The sequence below is a fragment of the Opitutaceae bacterium genome (genome assembly GCA_015075305.1).
GTDB lineage: Bacteria > Verrucomicrobiota > Verrucomicrobiia > Opitutales > Opitutaceae > UBA6669.
This window is the reverse complement of record JABTUS010000008.1, coordinates 85182-100505: the sequence shown is the minus strand read 5'-3', so window position 1 is coordinate 100505 and position 15324 is coordinate 85182. Positions and strand designations below refer to the sequence as shown.

14 protein-coding genes are annotated in these 15324 nt (G+C 60.2%); 5 read left to right on the top strand and 9 right to left on the bottom strand.

Annotated elements, in window-relative coordinates; all coding sequences use genetic code 11:
- Positions 1–41: 41 nt before the first annotated feature.
- The 5 genes from coxB to HS122_15620 all read left to right on the top strand — a co-directional run bounded on the left by coxB (position 42) and on the right by HS122_15620 (position 5501).
- Positions 42–1304, top strand: coding sequence for a cytochrome c oxidase subunit II (gene coxB / locus HS122_15640; GenBank protein MBE7539827.1), 1263 nt, complete (start codon positions 42–44; stop codon positions 1302–1304).
- 28 nt (positions 1305–1332) lie between these two features.
- Positions 1333–3294 carry a cytochrome c oxidase subunit I gene (gene ctaD, locus HS122_15635; GenBank protein MBE7539826.1) on the top strand — a complete coding sequence of 654 codons (1962 nt, stop codon included), beginning with the start codon at positions 1333–1335 and terminating at the stop codon, positions 3292–3294.
- A gap of 36 nt (positions 3295–3330) precedes the next feature.
- Positions 3331–4182, top strand: a complete 852-nt coding sequence (locus tag HS122_15630; GenBank protein MBE7539825.1) for a heme-copper oxidase subunit III — start codon at positions 3331–3333, stop codon at positions 4180–4182.
- A gap of 65 nt (positions 4183–4247) precedes the next feature.
- Positions 4248–4640, top strand: a complete 393-nt coding sequence (locus HS122_15625) for a cytochrome C oxidase subunit IV family protein (protein ID MBE7539824.1) — start codon at positions 4248–4250, stop codon at positions 4638–4640.
- A 60-nt stretch (positions 4641–4700) separates the two neighbouring features.
- Positions 4701–5501 carry a cytochrome c oxidase assembly protein gene (locus tag HS122_15620; protein MBE7539823.1) on the top strand — a complete coding sequence of 267 codons (801 nt, stop codon included), beginning with the start codon at positions 4701–4703 and terminating at the stop codon, positions 5499–5501.
- Positions 5502–5540: 39 nt separating this feature from the next.
- Here HS122_15620 and cysK read toward each other — a convergent pair whose 3' ends face one another.
- The 9 genes from cysK to groL all read right to left on the bottom strand — a co-directional run bounded on the left by cysK (position 5541) and on the right by groL (position 15286).
- A complete protein-coding gene (gene cysK, locus HS122_15615) occupies positions 5541–6518 on the bottom strand; it encodes a cysteine synthase A (protein ID MBE7539822.1) in 978 nt (325 codons plus the stop codon).
- A 22-nt stretch (positions 6519–6540) separates the two neighbouring features.
- Entirely contained in the window at positions 6541–7590 is a 1050-nt protein-coding gene (locus HS122_15610; GenBank protein ID MBE7539821.1) for a sulfate ABC transporter ATP-binding protein, read from the bottom strand.
- A gap of 15 nt (positions 7591–7605) precedes the next feature.
- Positions 7606–8535 carry a sulfate ABC transporter permease subunit CysW gene (gene cysW / locus HS122_15605; GenBank protein ID MBE7539820.1) on the bottom strand — a complete coding sequence of 310 codons (930 nt, stop codon included), beginning with the start codon at positions 8533–8535 and terminating at the stop codon, positions 7606–7608.
- A 6-nt stretch (positions 8536–8541) separates the two neighbouring features.
- A complete protein-coding gene (gene cysT / locus HS122_15600; GenBank protein MBE7539819.1) occupies positions 8542–9435 on the bottom strand; it encodes a sulfate ABC transporter permease subunit CysT in 894 nt (297 codons plus the stop codon).
- Between the two features lies 1 nt (position 9436).
- The gene (locus HS122_15595) at positions 9437–10435 is read right to left on the bottom strand and encodes a sulfate ABC transporter substrate-binding protein (GenBank protein ID MBE7539818.1); all 999 of its coding nucleotides are present in this window, start codon (positions 10433–10435) and stop codon (positions 9437–9439) included.
- Between the two features lie 26 nt (positions 10436–10461).
- On the bottom strand, positions 10462–11853 hold the full coding sequence (locus tag HS122_15590; GenBank protein MBE7539817.1) for a porin: 1392 nt from the start codon (positions 11851–11853) through the stop codon (positions 10462–10464).
- Between the two features lie 108 nt (positions 11854–11961).
- Entirely contained in the window at positions 11962–12543 is a 582-nt protein-coding gene (locus HS122_15585; GenBank protein ID MBE7539816.1) for an Rrf2 family transcriptional regulator, read from the bottom strand.
- 145 nt (positions 12544–12688) lie between these two features.
- Positions 12689–13468: an MBL fold metallo-hydrolase gene (locus HS122_15580; protein ID MBE7539815.1), complete on the bottom strand. Its 780-nt coding sequence runs from the start codon at positions 13466–13468 to the stop codon at positions 12689–12691.
- A gap of 180 nt (positions 13469–13648) precedes the next feature.
- Positions 13649–15286 (bottom strand): chaperonin GroEL, encoded by a 1638-nt coding sequence (groL, locus tag HS122_15575; protein MBE7539814.1) that lies wholly within the window; start codon positions 15284–15286, stop codon positions 13649–13651.
- Positions 15287–15324 lie beyond the last annotated feature (38 nt).

The following is a 15324-nucleotide window of genomic DNA, read 5'->3' as shown; positions in this document are numbered from 1 at the left end:
ACCGGCGTCCTCAGGACCGCTGCCATTTCTTTTCCGGCGACATGACATTTCCCTCTCTTCCTTGCATTCCGGTACGGCGCGCGTACCAGGCATTGGCTGTTGCCTGCCTGCCGCTTTTCACGGGCGGATGGATCTATGGTCCGCAATCCACCTTCGAGGCCGAAGGCCCCGTGGCCAGGTCACAACTGGATCTCTTCTATGTGACACTTTGGGTGTGCACCATCATCTTTGTCATTGTCGGCGGGGTGCTCGCCTACGCCACATTGAAGTTCAAGGCGAAGGACAACGATCCCGCACGTGAACCTCCGGAACAAAGCCACGGTAATCCGGTGGTCGAGATCAGCCTCATCGGTGCCTCCATCATGGCACTGGTCATCATAGCAGTGCCCACGATTCACGGCATCCTTTACACTTATGACGTTCCCGAAGCGGAGCGTGCGAACGCCTATGAGGTCACGGCGACAGGCTACCAATGGTGGTTCAGGTTTGAATATCCCAAGGAGCAGATCGACGGCTCGGGAAACTTGGTGACAGCCAACGAACTGGTTGTCCCCGCGGGAAGGCCCGTCCGCGTCAATCTGCGCACCGTCGATGTCATCCACTCCTTCTGGGTTCCCAAGCTCGCCGGAAAGGTCGACATGATTCCGAACCGCGGAAACTTCCTCTGGCTCCAGGCGGACAAGCCGGGCTACTTCTGGGGGCAATGCGCGGAATACTGCGGCGAGTCGCACGCCGTGATGCGTTTTCGCGTGATTGCGCTCGCGGAAAACGACTTCAACGCGTGGCTCGCCAACCAGAAGCATCCCGCCCGAAAGGCCGGATCGCTCTTTGCCGGCGCTCTCGAACAGCCGCGCATACAGTTCGCGTCCTACACCTACGAAAAGCACAGGCTCAATGCCCCGGGCTGGAGCGAGGCTTTTGACCAGCAGCCGTTCGCGGCATGGAAAAAGCAGCAGGAGATAACCGTCAACGACGATCTCGAGCTGGTTGCCCAGGGGCGGAAGATCTTCATGGAGAAGACCTGCGTGGGCTGCCACACCATCCGCGGACATGAAGGCCTGGGCATCACCGGCCCGGACCTCACCCATGTTGGCGCACGAACAACCATCGCCGGCGGCCTGCTGGAAAACACGCAGGAGAATCTGCACCGATGGCTCGTCGAACCCAACCACGTGAAACCAGGCAACAAGATGTGGTTCGGAGGCTACATGGCGCGCAACGATGCCGGTGAATGGAAACCCAATTTCACGGTCAGCGACAAGGAGGCCAATGCGCTCGTCGCCTACCTGCACAGCCTCAAGTAACACTCTCAATCGTCAAATTCTCCAGGTCATGGACGTCACAGCCAAAACAGATTTCATCGGCAAGGATTCACCGGCATCCTCCGAGCGCCCCGCAATTTTCACACGCCCCACGGCAAAGACCGGCATCGTCAGCTGGCTGACGACCGTCGATCACAAGCGCATCGGCCTTCTCTACGGGATCTCCGCGCTCTTCTTCTTCCTCGTCGGCGGAGCCGAGGCCCTCCTTATCCGCCTGCAGCTCGCCGTGCCCAACAACACCCTGCTGAGCGCGCACACCTACAACGAGATGTTCACCATGCACGCGACGACGATGATCTTCCTCGCGGTCATGCCGCTCTCAGCCGCGTTCTTCAACTACATCATGCCGCTGCAGATCGGGGCTCGCGACGTCGCGTTTCCACGTCTCAATGGATTCGCCTACTGGCTGTTTCTGGCAGGGGCGATCATTCTGAATGTCGGCTGGTTCATCAAGTCGGGCGTGCCCGACGTGGGCTGGTTCGGGTACGCACCGCTGACGTCGAAGGCGTTCTCGAACACCTTTGCCACGGACATCTCAACGGACCTTTGGGTCATGGGACTTCAGGTGCTCGGTGTTTCCTCGGTGATAGGCTCGCTCAACTTCATCGTCACCATCTTCAATCTGCGCGCGCCGGGCATGACGATGATGCGCCTGCCGGTGTTCACCTGGATGACACTGTTCACCGCATTCATGATCGTGCTTTCCTTTCCCGCGATCACCATCGCGCTGGTAGGCCTGATGATGGACCGTCAGTTCGGAGCGAATTTCTTCGAGGTGTCCAGCGGCGGGCTGCCGATTCTCTGGCAGCACCTCTTCTGGGTGTTCGGCCATCCGGAGGTGTACATCCTCATCCTTCCGGCAATGGGCATCATCTCGGAGATTCTCCCGTGTTTCTCGCGAAAGCCCCTCTTTGGTTATCCGATCGTTGTTTTCTCAGGCGCCGTGATCGGCACGCTCGGTTTCGGAGTCTGGTCCCACCACATGTTCACCACGGGCATGGGCACCGTCGCAACCGCGGCGTTTGCACTGGCGACCATGACCATCGCGGTGCCGACCGGCGTGAAGATCTTCAACTGGATCGGCACGATCTGGGGCGGACAGCTTCACATGCGAACTCCCATGATGTTCGCGCTTGGATTCGTGTGGACCTTCATGATCGGCGGATTCTCCGGTGTCATGCACGCCGCCGCGCCCGCCGACGCGCAGCAGCAGGACAGCTACTTCGTGGTGGCGCATTTCCACTACGTGCTCATCGGCGGATCACTCTTCGCGCTTCTCGCGGGCATCCACTATTGGTTCCCGCTCATCTTCGGACGCAAGGTCTCTGAACTCTGGGGCAAACTCTCCTTCTGGATGATTTTCATCGGCTTCAATGTGACGTTCTTCCCGATGCACTTCCTCGGGTTGAACGGCATGCCGCGCCGCACATTCACCTACGACGGCAACATGGGTTGGAATTCCGCCAATCTGATCGCCACCATCGGCGCGATCATCCTGGGCATCGGCATCGCCGTGTACTTCTCCGTGATGATCTACACCTACTACAGGGGCCAGCGTGTTGGACGCGACCCCTGGCAGGCGCGAACGCTGGAGTGGGCGCTTCCGAACCCGCCGCCCGAGTACAATTTTGCGGTGATTCCCACCATTCACGCCCGGGATGCGTACTGGTATGAAAAGCAGCACCGGGCCGAAATCGCCACGGAGAACGCCGAGCATGGAAGGGCCGAGCAGGCGCACGGCGGTATTCACATGCCAAGCCAGTCCTGGTTCCCGTTCTTCACCGCAATGTCCATTCTCGCAGGCAGCCTGTTCTTTGCGGATCACAACTTCAAGGGGGCGATCTGTGCGGGAGTCTGCATTGTTGTTTTCGCCTACCTGTGGGCGTGGGAGGGACCGGGTGGCTACCACATCCACCTCGACAAGGACGGCAATGAGATCCCGGAAAACAAGGGCTCCCATTCCGCCCACTAGGCCGAACGCGCAACACGTCCGAATTTCGCATCACTCATGAGCAGTCAAGCGGCCCAGGCCACCATCGATCATCATCACGACGCCACCACGTCGACCGGCATTCCGAACAAGAAGCTGTTCATGTGGACCTTCCTGGCGTCGGACTGCATGTTCTTCGGATCGCTGATCTCGATGCATGTCGTCTATCGCGTGCATCCTCCGGCGGGATCACCCGACCCGCGCTCCATCTTCTCGATCGAGCTCACATCCTTCTCGACATTCATCCTGCTGATGTCGTCGCTGCTGATGGCTCTCGCGGTGAACGCCATCCAGAAGGGCAACCTCCAGAGCACGCGGCGCAATCTGCTTGGCACGATCTTCTTCGGATTGATCTTCCTGGGCTGCCAGATCTACGAGTTCCAGCACTTCGTTCATGAGAAAGGCCTGACCCTTTCGAGCAGTCTGTTCGGTTCGACCTTCTACACCCTTACCGGCACTCACGGGTGCCACGTGGCGATCGGCGTGCTGTGGCTGATCTTCATGTACATTCGCACGTTCAAGCCGGAGAACGCCGACGCGTCGCGCAAACCCTGGTTCATTGTCAGCATCGCCCACTTCCTCGTTTTCGCGGTGGCCGTCGTCCTCGGCGTTCATGTGGTCGTTTCCCTCGCCCACCAGATACAGACGCCCGCATTTGCCATCGGCGGCTTTCTCGCGGGACACGCGCTCGCGCTCATCGGCCTGCTCGTCAGCCTGGCCGGACTCTATGCGATGGGCCGCCAGTCGGGCGCCGTGGACTTCAATCAATCCCACGCCATCGACGTCGAGTCGATGGGCCTCTACTGGCACTTCGTCGACATCGTGTGGATCATTATTTTCCCCGTGGTCTACCTGCTCGAGTACTTCTAGTCCGCGGCTTTTCTCGAAAACTCCCCCTCGGCATACCTGACGAAATCCTTCCGCTCCCTGCATCCATGAGTGTCACCACCTTTGATCACGCTTCCTCCTCCAACTCCGGACACGAGGCGAGCAAGTTCCATATCTTTGTCCAGGTTGCGATGCTTCTCGCGGTCATCACCGGCCTCGAGATCGTCGTGATCTACCTGCCCCTGCCGTACTTTGCGGTGTTCGTGACCCTGGCCATTCTGTCGCTGGCCAAGTTCATGTTCGTCATTTTCATCTTCATGCACCTGCGCTGGGACAAGGTGTTCTGCACCCTGCTGTTTTTCCTGGGTCTGGTGCTTGCAGGAGGCACCGCCATCGCACTCCATGCGCTGTTCTCGGCGACCGCCAGCAAGCCCACCGGCTCGGCCTACGACACCGCGCTGGCCAGCCCGCGTCCCGCCCCCATTGTCAGCGTTGCCTGAAGGCGGACGGGGCCGGAGCACACCTGAGGGCGCTCCGCCTCCCGGCCGCAGCCTGGGTCCATGATCGACTGGCGCCACTGGCATAACGAACCCTACCTCATCGGCGGTCTCATTGTTCTGGGATGGCTCTACGGCCTGCTGTGCGGGCCGCTGCGGCACTGGATGACTTCCGATGCCGATTTCCCGCGCCGGAAGGCGTGGGCGTTCTACAGCTCACTGGTCATCTTCTATCTCGCGGTCGGATCCCCCCTTGATCAGGCGGGCGAACGCTTCCTTCTGAGCGCCCATATGGTGCAGCACCTGCTGCTGATCTACCCTGCGGCGATTCTTTTCCTTCGCGGCATTCCGGAATGGCTGCTCGCTCCCATTGCCCGGCATTCAGCCGTGCGCCGCACGCTGGCGTTTTTCTTCCATCCGATCACCTGCTTCGTGATCTACGTCGCCGTGCTCTCCGCATGGCACATGCCCGTCCTCTACGACTGGGCCCTGAGGGACAAGACCGTGCACGTCATCGAGCACATCATGTTCTTCGGCGCCGCACTTTTCTTCTGGTGGCCGATTGCGAGCCCGGCGCGCGAGCTGCCCGCAATCCAGCCGGGAGCGCAGATCCTCTATCTGATCGCGGTCACCATTGGGATGACCCCGCTGTTTGCCTACATCGCCTTTTCCGACCAAATCCTCTATCCAACCTACGAGTTCGCGCCGCGCATAATCGCCGGATTCGGCCCGGAAGACGATCAACTCCTCGCCGCAGCCATCATGAAACTCGGCGGCATGGCCGTCACGGTGCTGGTCGTCGGCATTGCCTTCTACAAGTGGTACAAGCAAAGCGGAAGCCGCAGGGAGCAGCTTCCGCCATGAGCTCGTCCGACCACGCTGAGCCTTTCAGAACGTGCCTGCTCAGGAACCAGCGAGGAGATCCTCGATGGAATCGCTTTCGGAACTGATGTCGGCAAAGAGCCAGGTGGAGAGGTAACGTTCGCTGCTGGAGGGCACGATGACCACAATCTGCTTTCCTGAATTCTCCGGCCGCTTGGCCAGTTGCAGCCCGGCCCATATTGCGGCGCCCGAGGAAATGCCGACCGGAATGCCATCCTGGGTGTTCACCTGCTTGCTGATCGGAGCGGAGTCCGCCTCCTTCACGCGGATGACCTCGTCGTAGATCTTAGTGTTGAGAACGGCGGGAATGAATCCGGCGCCGAGGCCCTGAAGCTTGTGCGGACCTGGCGCGCCGCCGGAGAGAACGGCGGACGAGTCCGGCTCCACCGCAACAATCCTCACACCAGGCTTTTTAGCCTTCAGCACTTCGCCAACGCCCGTGATCGTGCCGCCGGTGCCAATGCCGGATACGACAATGTCAACCTTCCCGTCGGTATCCCTCCAGATTTCCTCAGCCGTTGTCCTCCGGTGGATGGCCGGGTTGGCAAGATTGTTGAACTGCTGGAGAATGACGCTGTTGGGAATCTTCGCGTGAATCTCCTCGGCCTTCGCCATCGCGCCCTTCATGCCCTTCGGCCCTTCGGTCAGCACGACACGCGCGCCAAGCACCTTGAGAAGTCTGCGGCGCTCCATGGACATTGTCTCCGGCATGGTCAGGATGAGTTTCAATCCCTTCGATGCCGCGACAAATGCCAGGGCGATGCCTGTGTTTCCCGAGGTGGCCTCGATCAGCACGGTTTTCGAGTTTATCGCGCCGGTGCGAAAACCTTCCTCGATCATTGCCAGGCCAATCCGATCCTTGACGCTCGAGAGTGGATTGAAGAACTCGAGCTTGAGAAGAACATCCGCCAGGGCACCGTGTGCGGCCGCGGTGCGATTGAGGCGAACGAGCGGGGTATTACCGATAGTTTCTGTGATGTCTTTGTATATTTTAGCCATGGGAAAAATGGGTGTGCGCAATTCAAATGCTGAAGTCCTCGCCGACCGCCCTCGGATTCTGAAGGCGCAGGAGCACGGCGTCGCCGACGGCGAGGCGAAGCTCGCCGAGGCGCGAGCGCGGCAGTTCGGCCTCCACAATTTCATCGTCGCGCCCCCGGGTGCAGCGAACCCTCGCAAACGGTCCCGCCGCATGTATCGAACGCACGAGCGCGGGCTCACCGGGGCTGCCCGCCTCGAAGCGCGTGAGGTGGATGTCGTGCGGACGCACATAGGCAACCGCGCCGTCCGCCGATGTCGTCAGTTCCCGGACCGTTTCCAATCCGCGGATGGGAAGCCTGACCTGATTCACATTTCCGAGGAACTGATAGACGAAGGGTGATGCAGGACGGTCGTACACCTCCTGCGGGGAACCCACCTGCTCGATGCGCGCCTGGTTCATGATCACGACTTCATCCGCGATCTCCAGCGCCTCCTCCTGATCGTGCGTGACGAACACCGTCGTCAGGTGGACCTCCTCGTGAAACTGCCGCAGCCAGCGCCGCAGCTCCTTGCGCACCTTTGCGTCAAGCGCTCCAAAGGGTTCGTCGAGCAGAAGCACCCTGGGCTCCACAGCGAGCGCCCGCGCAAGCGCGACACGCTGACGCTGCCCACCTGAGAGCTGCGTCGGAAAGCGCCCTCCGAGTTCCTCGAGCTGGACCAGCTTGAGCAGCTTGCGCACCCTGTCGATGATCTCCGCCTTCTTCGGCCGATCCCGCCACCTGCGGACCTTCAGTCCAAAGGCGATGTTCTCAAACACCGTCATGTGCCGGAAGAGCGCATAGTGCTGGAAAACGAATCCGACGCGCCGCTTTCCGGCCGAACGATCCGTGACATCCTCCCCGTGAAAAAGAATCCGCCCGCTCCCCGGATCCGCATGCTCCAGCCCCGCAATGATGCGCAGGAGCGTCGTTTTTCCCGATCCCGAAGGCCCCAGCAAGGCGACCAGTTTGCCGCTCGGCACCGTCAGACTGACATTGTCGAGGGCCGTGTAGCCGCCAAACCGCTTGCTGATCAGTGATGTAACAATGCTCATTCGGATGCGTTTCCTTCAGGTCTCCGCATAGCGAAGCCTCGCATGGCGCCATTCTATCAGCGACTTGATGACCAGCGTGACAATCGCGAGCAGCGTCAGGAGTGACGCCACGGCGAAAGCCGCAGAAAACTGATACTCGTTGTAAAGAATCTCCACGTGCAGGGGCATCGTGTTGGTTTCCCCCCGGATGTGCCCGCTGACGACGGACACCGCGCCAAACTCCCCCATTGCCCGGGCATTGCAAAGGATGACTCCGTAAAAAAGCCCCCACTTGATGTTCGGCAGCGTCACCCGCCAGAATGTCTTCCAGCCTCCCGCTCCGAGCGTGATCGCCGCGTATTCCTCGTCCGTCCCCTGCGCCTGCATCAACGGAATGAGCTCGCGGGCAACGAACGGGAAGGTGACGAAAGTCGTCGCAAGGACTATTCCCGGGACCGCAAAGATGATCCGGATGTCGTGATCATTCAGCCACGCCTGCAGCCAGGGAAACCACGGATTTTCGGCATTCTGGATCTGTCCCATCCATCCCTGAAGACCGAACACCAGCACGTAAATGAGGCCGGATACCACAGGGGACACCGCAAATGGCAGGTCGATCAAGGTGATGAGGACGCTTTTCCCGCGGAATGAAAATTTGGAAATCGCCCAAGCCGCCGACACTCCGAAGACAACATTGGCCGGAACAGCGATGGCCGCAGTGAGCAGGGTGAGCCTTATCGCGGCGAGCGCATCGGGTTCCACGAGCGCCGCAAGGTAGGACTTGACTCCTTCGCGCAGTGCCTCGGCAAACACGGCAATCAGTGGGAGGACCAGGAAAAAGGCCAGAAAAAGCAGCGCGATGCCCGTGAGCGCCCAGCGCACCCAGCGCGAATCCTGGATGACCGACGACGAGGCGCCGCGTGAGCCGGCGGAGCGCGAACCGAGGCCTGTGACGACTGAAGCCATGTTTCCTCAGATCCGGTTGTGACGGCGGCTCCATTTCTGGAGCAGATTTATCAGAAGAAGCAAAACGAACGATGCAACAAGCATCACCGTGGCAATGGCCGTCGCGCCACGATAGTCGTACTGCTCCAGTTTGGAGATGATCAGAAGCGGGGTGATCTCGGAGTGCATCGGCCGGTTCCCCGCGATGAAAATCACCGAACCGTACTCACCGAGAGCGCGCGCGAACGCCATGGAAAAACCCGTGATGAGCGCGGGCGTCAGCTCCGGCAGCACAACCCTGACCATGGTCTGCCACCGCGACGCACCCAGACTCGCCGAGGCTTCCTCCAGCTCCGGCTCCAGCTCCTCAAGGACCGGCTGCAGCGTGCGCACCACAAAGGGAAGGCCGATGAACGTCAGCGCTATGAATACCCCGGGGCGGTCAAATGCAATCTGCACCCCCAGCCATTCCTTCCACGCCACGCCCGGTATCGTTCTGTCGAGCCATGCCACCACACCTCCCCACAGCGGATCCAGAAATCCAAGCCATCCGCTGGGCGCATAAATCGCGCTCAACGCGATGCCGGCCACCGCGGTCGGAAGCGCGAAGGGAAGGTCAACCAAGGCGTCGATGATGCGTTTGCCCGGAAAAGAATACCTGACGAGCACCCAGGCCACCACGAGGCCGAAAAACGCATTGATGAGGGCCGCCCCGAACGACGCCCCGAAGCTCAGCCGGTACGACGCAAGCACGCGCGGCGATGTCACGGCACTGACGAATTCCGACCACGTCATTCCGGCCGTGCGAATGAAGGCGGCCGACAGCGGGATGAGCACAATGAGGCTGAGGCAGGTCAATGTGAAACCCAGCGAAAGGCCGAAGCCTGGCAGAACGGAACGTCGTGACGCGGCCATGCTCATGTCATCTCAACGAAATCTGGTCGTAGGTCCCGCCATCACTGAAATGCACCTTCGCCGCCTTGCTCCAACCGCCGAAGGCATCGTCAATCGTGAACAGCTCGAGGGGACGGAAGAGCGACGCGTGCTTCGCCATGATCTCCTTGGAACGCGGACGATAGAAGTGGCGGGCCGCAATTTCCTGCGCGATGTCGGAATAGAGGTATTCCAGGTACGCCGTCGCCACCGCCTCAGTTTTCCGCCGCTTCACAACACGATCGACCACGCAAACCGAAGGCTCCGCGAGAATGCTGAGCGATGGAACAACCATTTCAAAGTCGCCGTTGTCGAATTTCCTCAACGCCAGGAACGCCTCATTCTCCCATGAAATGAGGACGTCCCCGATGCCACGCTGCGCAAATGTCGTCGTCGATCCGCGCGCTCCGGAATCGAGGACCGCCACATTGTGGTAGAGCCGCGACACGAACTCCTTCGCGGCCGCATCGCCGCCGTACTTGCGGCGCCCGTACTCCCACGCCGCAAGGTAATTCCACTGCGCACCACCGGAGGTTCGCGGATTCGGCGTGACAACACTTGCTCCTGATCTTGCAAGATCATCCCAATCGCGGATGTTCCTCGGGTTTCCCCGTCTGACCAAAAACACAATGGTGCTCGTGTATGGCGCGGAATTGTTCGGCAGGCGACTCTGCCAGTCCTTGTCAATCATCCGCCCAACGGTGTACAGCGCGTTGACGTCGTTCGCCAGGGCAAGCGTCACCACATCCGCGGGTATTCCGTCGAGCACGGAGCGCGCCTGCTTTCCCGAACCCCCATGCGATTGCTTGATCGTGACATCATCTCCGGTCCTGTGTTTCCAGTAGTCCGAGAACGCCTTGTTGTAGTCCTGATAGAATTCGCGCGTGGGATCGTAGGAAACATTCAGCATGGCAACCGACTTCGCCGACGCCAGGCTCCCAAGGAGGAGCGCGGGCAGGAGGACGAAGCGGCAAGCCTTGATGATCATGAGTGTTCCTGTGATGCCTTGAAGGATCAGAACCGCAGTTGTGCGCGCGAGAAGAGTGCGCTTTCAGCGGGACGCAGGGTGCTGCCGTCGAAATCTGTGTACTCGTAATTGACGAGAAAAATCAGATTGCGCGACATGAACCAGTTGATCCCGGTGCCATAGGCAGTGGCTCCAGTGGAGTTGATCGAAGTCGGCGCATTCGGCAATGCGCCAGCGTCCGGAGCGAATAGGTCATCGTCAAAATCGATGCCACTGATCCGAACGACGATTTCAAACGCTCCCCAGGACTCGCCCCGCAGGAAATTGACGCGGGGAGTCACGCCTCCCGGCGTGGATTCCTCCCCGGTGAGGACATGGCCGATGGTCGCGCGCCAGGCGCGGGTCTTCGCATCGAAGCCCGTGGCTCCCCTGAGCAGCCGCTGCCGCGTCCATGCGTATTCCGCCACCAGGCTCACGGGACCCGAATAGTAGGAGGCGCTCGGGGAAATGCGCACGTGTCTGCCGTCGGCGGCGAGCGAACCGTAGCTGAGCAGCGTCTGCTGGCCGTTGGTGACCGGGTCCTCCAGCGTGCCCGCTGGATCGCCTTCCTCACGCGAAACGCCCGCACCAACGCCCAGGCTCAACCCCTTCAATCCTCCGTCCGTCCCGATGAACGGATTGAAAGTGAGCCTTCCGGCGATGCTCTTGCCGTTGTCCACATCCTCCGCGAAGTCCGCCGTGTTGTTGCGGGAGCCATTGTAGCCACCCACTCTATACGCCACGCGTCCGTCGCCAATCGTCCCCATGAACTCCACCCCGATGTCTCGATTGGGCAGGATGGCGTTGACGAACGGCGCCTCAATGAAATGACGGCTGGTTCCGGCCTCGAGCGCGATCGGCGAAGTGAACTTCCCCGCCTTGATCGCCAGCGTGGACGTCAACCGGGCCGAAATCCAGGCATCCTGTACGCGGGCCGATGAACTGGTGGCGTCTCCAGCTCCCAGCTCGGAAACTATCGTGAAGTCAAAAATGCCGCCCAAGGTGCCGGCAAGCGCGGGTCGAACACGCCGCAGCAGGAATGTGTTCTGTGCCACAGGCGTTTCCGTGCCGCGAATCCTCTTGTCGTTCAAGAACAGGCGATGGTCCACCTGGACGAGCGCCTTCAAGGCGAGCCTGTACCGCTTGTCAGCCGATTCCATCGAGAATCCCGAGCCATCCGCGGACACAACCGATGGCGGACTGTCGGCAACGGCGCGGCGCTCCTTCTCCTCCTGTTTCCTCTCGAGCTTCCGGAGCTTCGCGTCAAGAAGCCGGATCTGTTCGCGAAGCTGGCGGATTTCCTCGCGATCGGCGTCCTGCGCGCGCGCGCATGGCTGCTCAAGCGCGAAAAGTGACATCACGCCGGCAGCAAGGAGGGCCAATGGAATGCGAGAGCTCATCAGAATGCCAGACGGATGCAGCATGGGCGCGCCTGTTTGAAAAGTCTGACCAAACAAACGCGCCGCGACGAGACTATGTCTGCAGGCAGACGCAGAAAAATTCGTATTTTAGATCGTGTAATCAAAAATGAGGTTGTGAATCAGTCCTTCCACAGGCTGCAGGCGTGCGCGCGATGAATGGGGATGAGAGTGCACGGGCCTGCCGTGATTGGCGGCCGGTGAGGACTCGCTGAAGGGGAGCGGAAATTCGTCGCGACGCAGTTTCCGAATCGTCACCTCGACAACATCAGCAAGCGAATACCGGTCGAGAATCCCTGCGATCGCGTGGCGCACATCCAGCATGAGCATGCGCAGGCCGCAGTGCTCCTCGTCCGGACAACTGCATGGCTCATAGGCCGAATGGGAAACACAACCGATGGGTGCAAGAGGACCGTCGATCAGGCGAATGACCTCCCCCATGGAAATCCGCGACGCAGGGCGAGCCAGGCGATAGCCGCCAAACTTTCCACGCTGGCTTTCGACAAACCCTCCCTCCTTGAGGCTCTGCATCACCTGCTCAAGGAACTTCATCGGCAACCGCTCCTTCGACGCGATTTCCCCAACCTGCAGAAGCGTCCGCCCCGCCTCGGCTGCAATTCCGAGATCGATCAGCGCACGCAGCGCATACTCCCCTTTCTTGGAAAGTTTCATTCAAGCGAATCAATTCAGAGTGGTTTACTATGAATTGGTTTCAAGGATAAAAATATATGTTCATGGACAAACTAAACTAATGACGCAAAATCCTATAAATAACAAATTATTGATTCAATCGCATTTCTTTCTGGTAATTCAGCCCTCAGATCCTGAGACGCAGCCCGTCATGGGCGAATGTGATTCCCGGTGGCAGCTCCGCACACCAGGCAGCGTGCTCCATATAATGCGTGATGTGTGTCAGGTAGGTCTGCGGTGCGGCAATCTCGCGAGCTGCCGCTATCGCCTCATGCACACTCATGTGCGACGGATGCGGTTGCGGCCGCAATCCGTCGAGAACAACCACGCTGGATCCCCTGGCCAATTCCCGCGCTTCCGGCGTCACACACTTGCAATCGGTGTAATAGGTGAATTTCTGACCTGAGCTGCGCTCGGTGAATACCAATCCCAGCGTGTTCAGTCCGCCATGGGGAAGCAGGGTCGATTCAATCGTGCCTTGGGGCAGGTCCAGCCTCGTAGGCATCTGCATGAGTTTGAACGCCGCATAGCCGCGCACGATCGGCCTTTCAATGATGGTATAGGGATATATCGCGAGGATCCGCGCCATTCCTTCCTCCGTGGAATACACGCTCATCGCATTCCCTCCCAGCAGATCGCAGAAGCGCCGGAGATCGTCCATCCCCGTGACATGATCGGCATGGCCGTGCGTGAGGATGAAGAGGTCAATCCATTCGATCCTGTTCTCCAGGCACTGCAGCCGGAACTCGGGAGCGGCGTCCACCTGGATGCGCAAACCGTCCATCACCACGTGAATCGAGGCCCGGCTCCGCTTGTTGCGGGGATCCGCCGAAGTGCAGACCGCACAGCTGCACGCAATCATGGGAACTCCCTGGGAAGTACCGGTGCCGAGAAAGATCACCTCCATGCAGCGACCGAAACGCCGCTTCCGGGGAAAGGAAAGGGAAAACCTCGCCCTCCTGCCTTTCCGTCGAGCCGCCCCGGAGTCGCGGAACCGCACGCAGGCATGAAAAAGGCCGGCTCCTTGCGGAACCGGCCCTGCCTAGCGAAGACGGGCGCACAGCACCCGTGCTTACGCAGTAGAGTCTTAGTAATCCATGCCGCCGCCGTGCGGAGGATGCGCACCACCTGCGGCTTCCTTCTTCTCCGGAACGTCCGTGACGATCGCTTCCGTGGTGAGCAGGAGGCCGGCGATGGACGCGGCATTCTGAAGGGCGGTGCGGGTGACCTTGGTCGGGTCGACGACGCCGGCCTTCACAAGGTCCTCAAAATTGCCCGTGGCAACATTGTAGCCCAGGTTGCCCTTGGATGTCATGACCTGCTGAACGATCACGGCACCTTCAACGCCGGCATTGAAGCAGAGCTGCTTGAGCGGAGACTCGATCGCGCGCCGCACGATCTGGGCGCCGAGCTTCTCGTCGCCTTCGAGGCTCGCGGTAAGGGTGTCGATGGCCTTTGCCGTGCGCAGAAGCGCGACGCCGCCACCCGAAACAATGCCTTCCTCAACGGCCGCGCGCGTCGCGTGCAGCGCGTCCTCAACACGCATCTTCTTCTCCTTCATTTCCGACTCGGTGGCCGCGCCGACATTGATGACGGCGACGCCGCCCGCGAGCTTGGCAAGGCGCTCCTGCAGCTTCTCGCGATCGTAGTCCGAGGTTGTTTCCTCGATCTGACGGCGGATCTGCTTGACGCGTCCCTGGATTTCCGAGCTCTTGCCGGCGCCTTCGACGATCGTGGTGTTTTCCTTGTCGACCACGATGCGCTTTGCGCGGCCGAGGTCGCTCAACTGGACATTCTCGAGCTTGATGCCGAGGTCTTCGCTGAGGAGACGTCCGCCGGTGAGGACCGCAATGTCCTCAAGCATGGCCTTGCGGCGATCGCCGAAGCCGGGAGCCTTGACAGCAGCAACATTGAGCGTGCCCCGGATCTTGTTCACGACGAGCGCGGCAAGCGCTTCGCCTTCGACCTCCTCGGCAATGATGAGGAGGGGCTTGCCGGTCTTCGCCGTCGTCTGGAGCAGCGGGAGGAATTCCTGGAGATTCGAGATCTTCTTCTCGTGGATCAGCACGTAGGCGTCTTCGAGGATCGCCTCCTGGCTTTCCATGTTGGTCGCGAAATAGGGCGAGAGATAGCCCTTGTCGAACTGCATGCCTTCAACGACATCAAGTGTCGTCTCAATCGACTTGGCTTCCTCGACGGTGATCGTGCCATCCTTGCCAACCTTGTCCATGGCATCGGCGATGATCTCGCCGATCGTAGAATCCCAGTTGGCGGACACGGTCGCAACCTGGCGGATCTCGTCGCTGTTGTTGACCTTCTTGGAGACGCGGGCGAGTTCGCCGACGGAGGCCTCGACGGCCTTGTCGATGCCGCGCTTCAGGTAGATCGGGCTGGCGCCCGCGGTCACGTGCTTGAGGCCTTCCTTGTAGACGGCTTCAGCGAGCACCGTGGCGGTCGTCGTGCCGTCGCCGGCGGCGTCATTCGTCTTGGAAGCGACTTCCTTGACGAGCTGCGCACCGATGTTCTCGTACGGATCGGCGAGCTCGATTTCCTTGGCGACCGTGACACCGTCCTTGGTGACGGTGGGAGAGCCGAATTTCTTGTCGAGGACGACATTGCGGCCTTTCGGGCCGAGCGTCACCTTGACGGCACGGGAGAGTAGTTCGACGCCACGGAGCACCTTCTGGCGCGCGGCTTCGTCGAAGAGGAGTTGTTTAGCAGCCATGATAAATTGTGTTTTTTCCTAAATTGCTGGCGATTGTG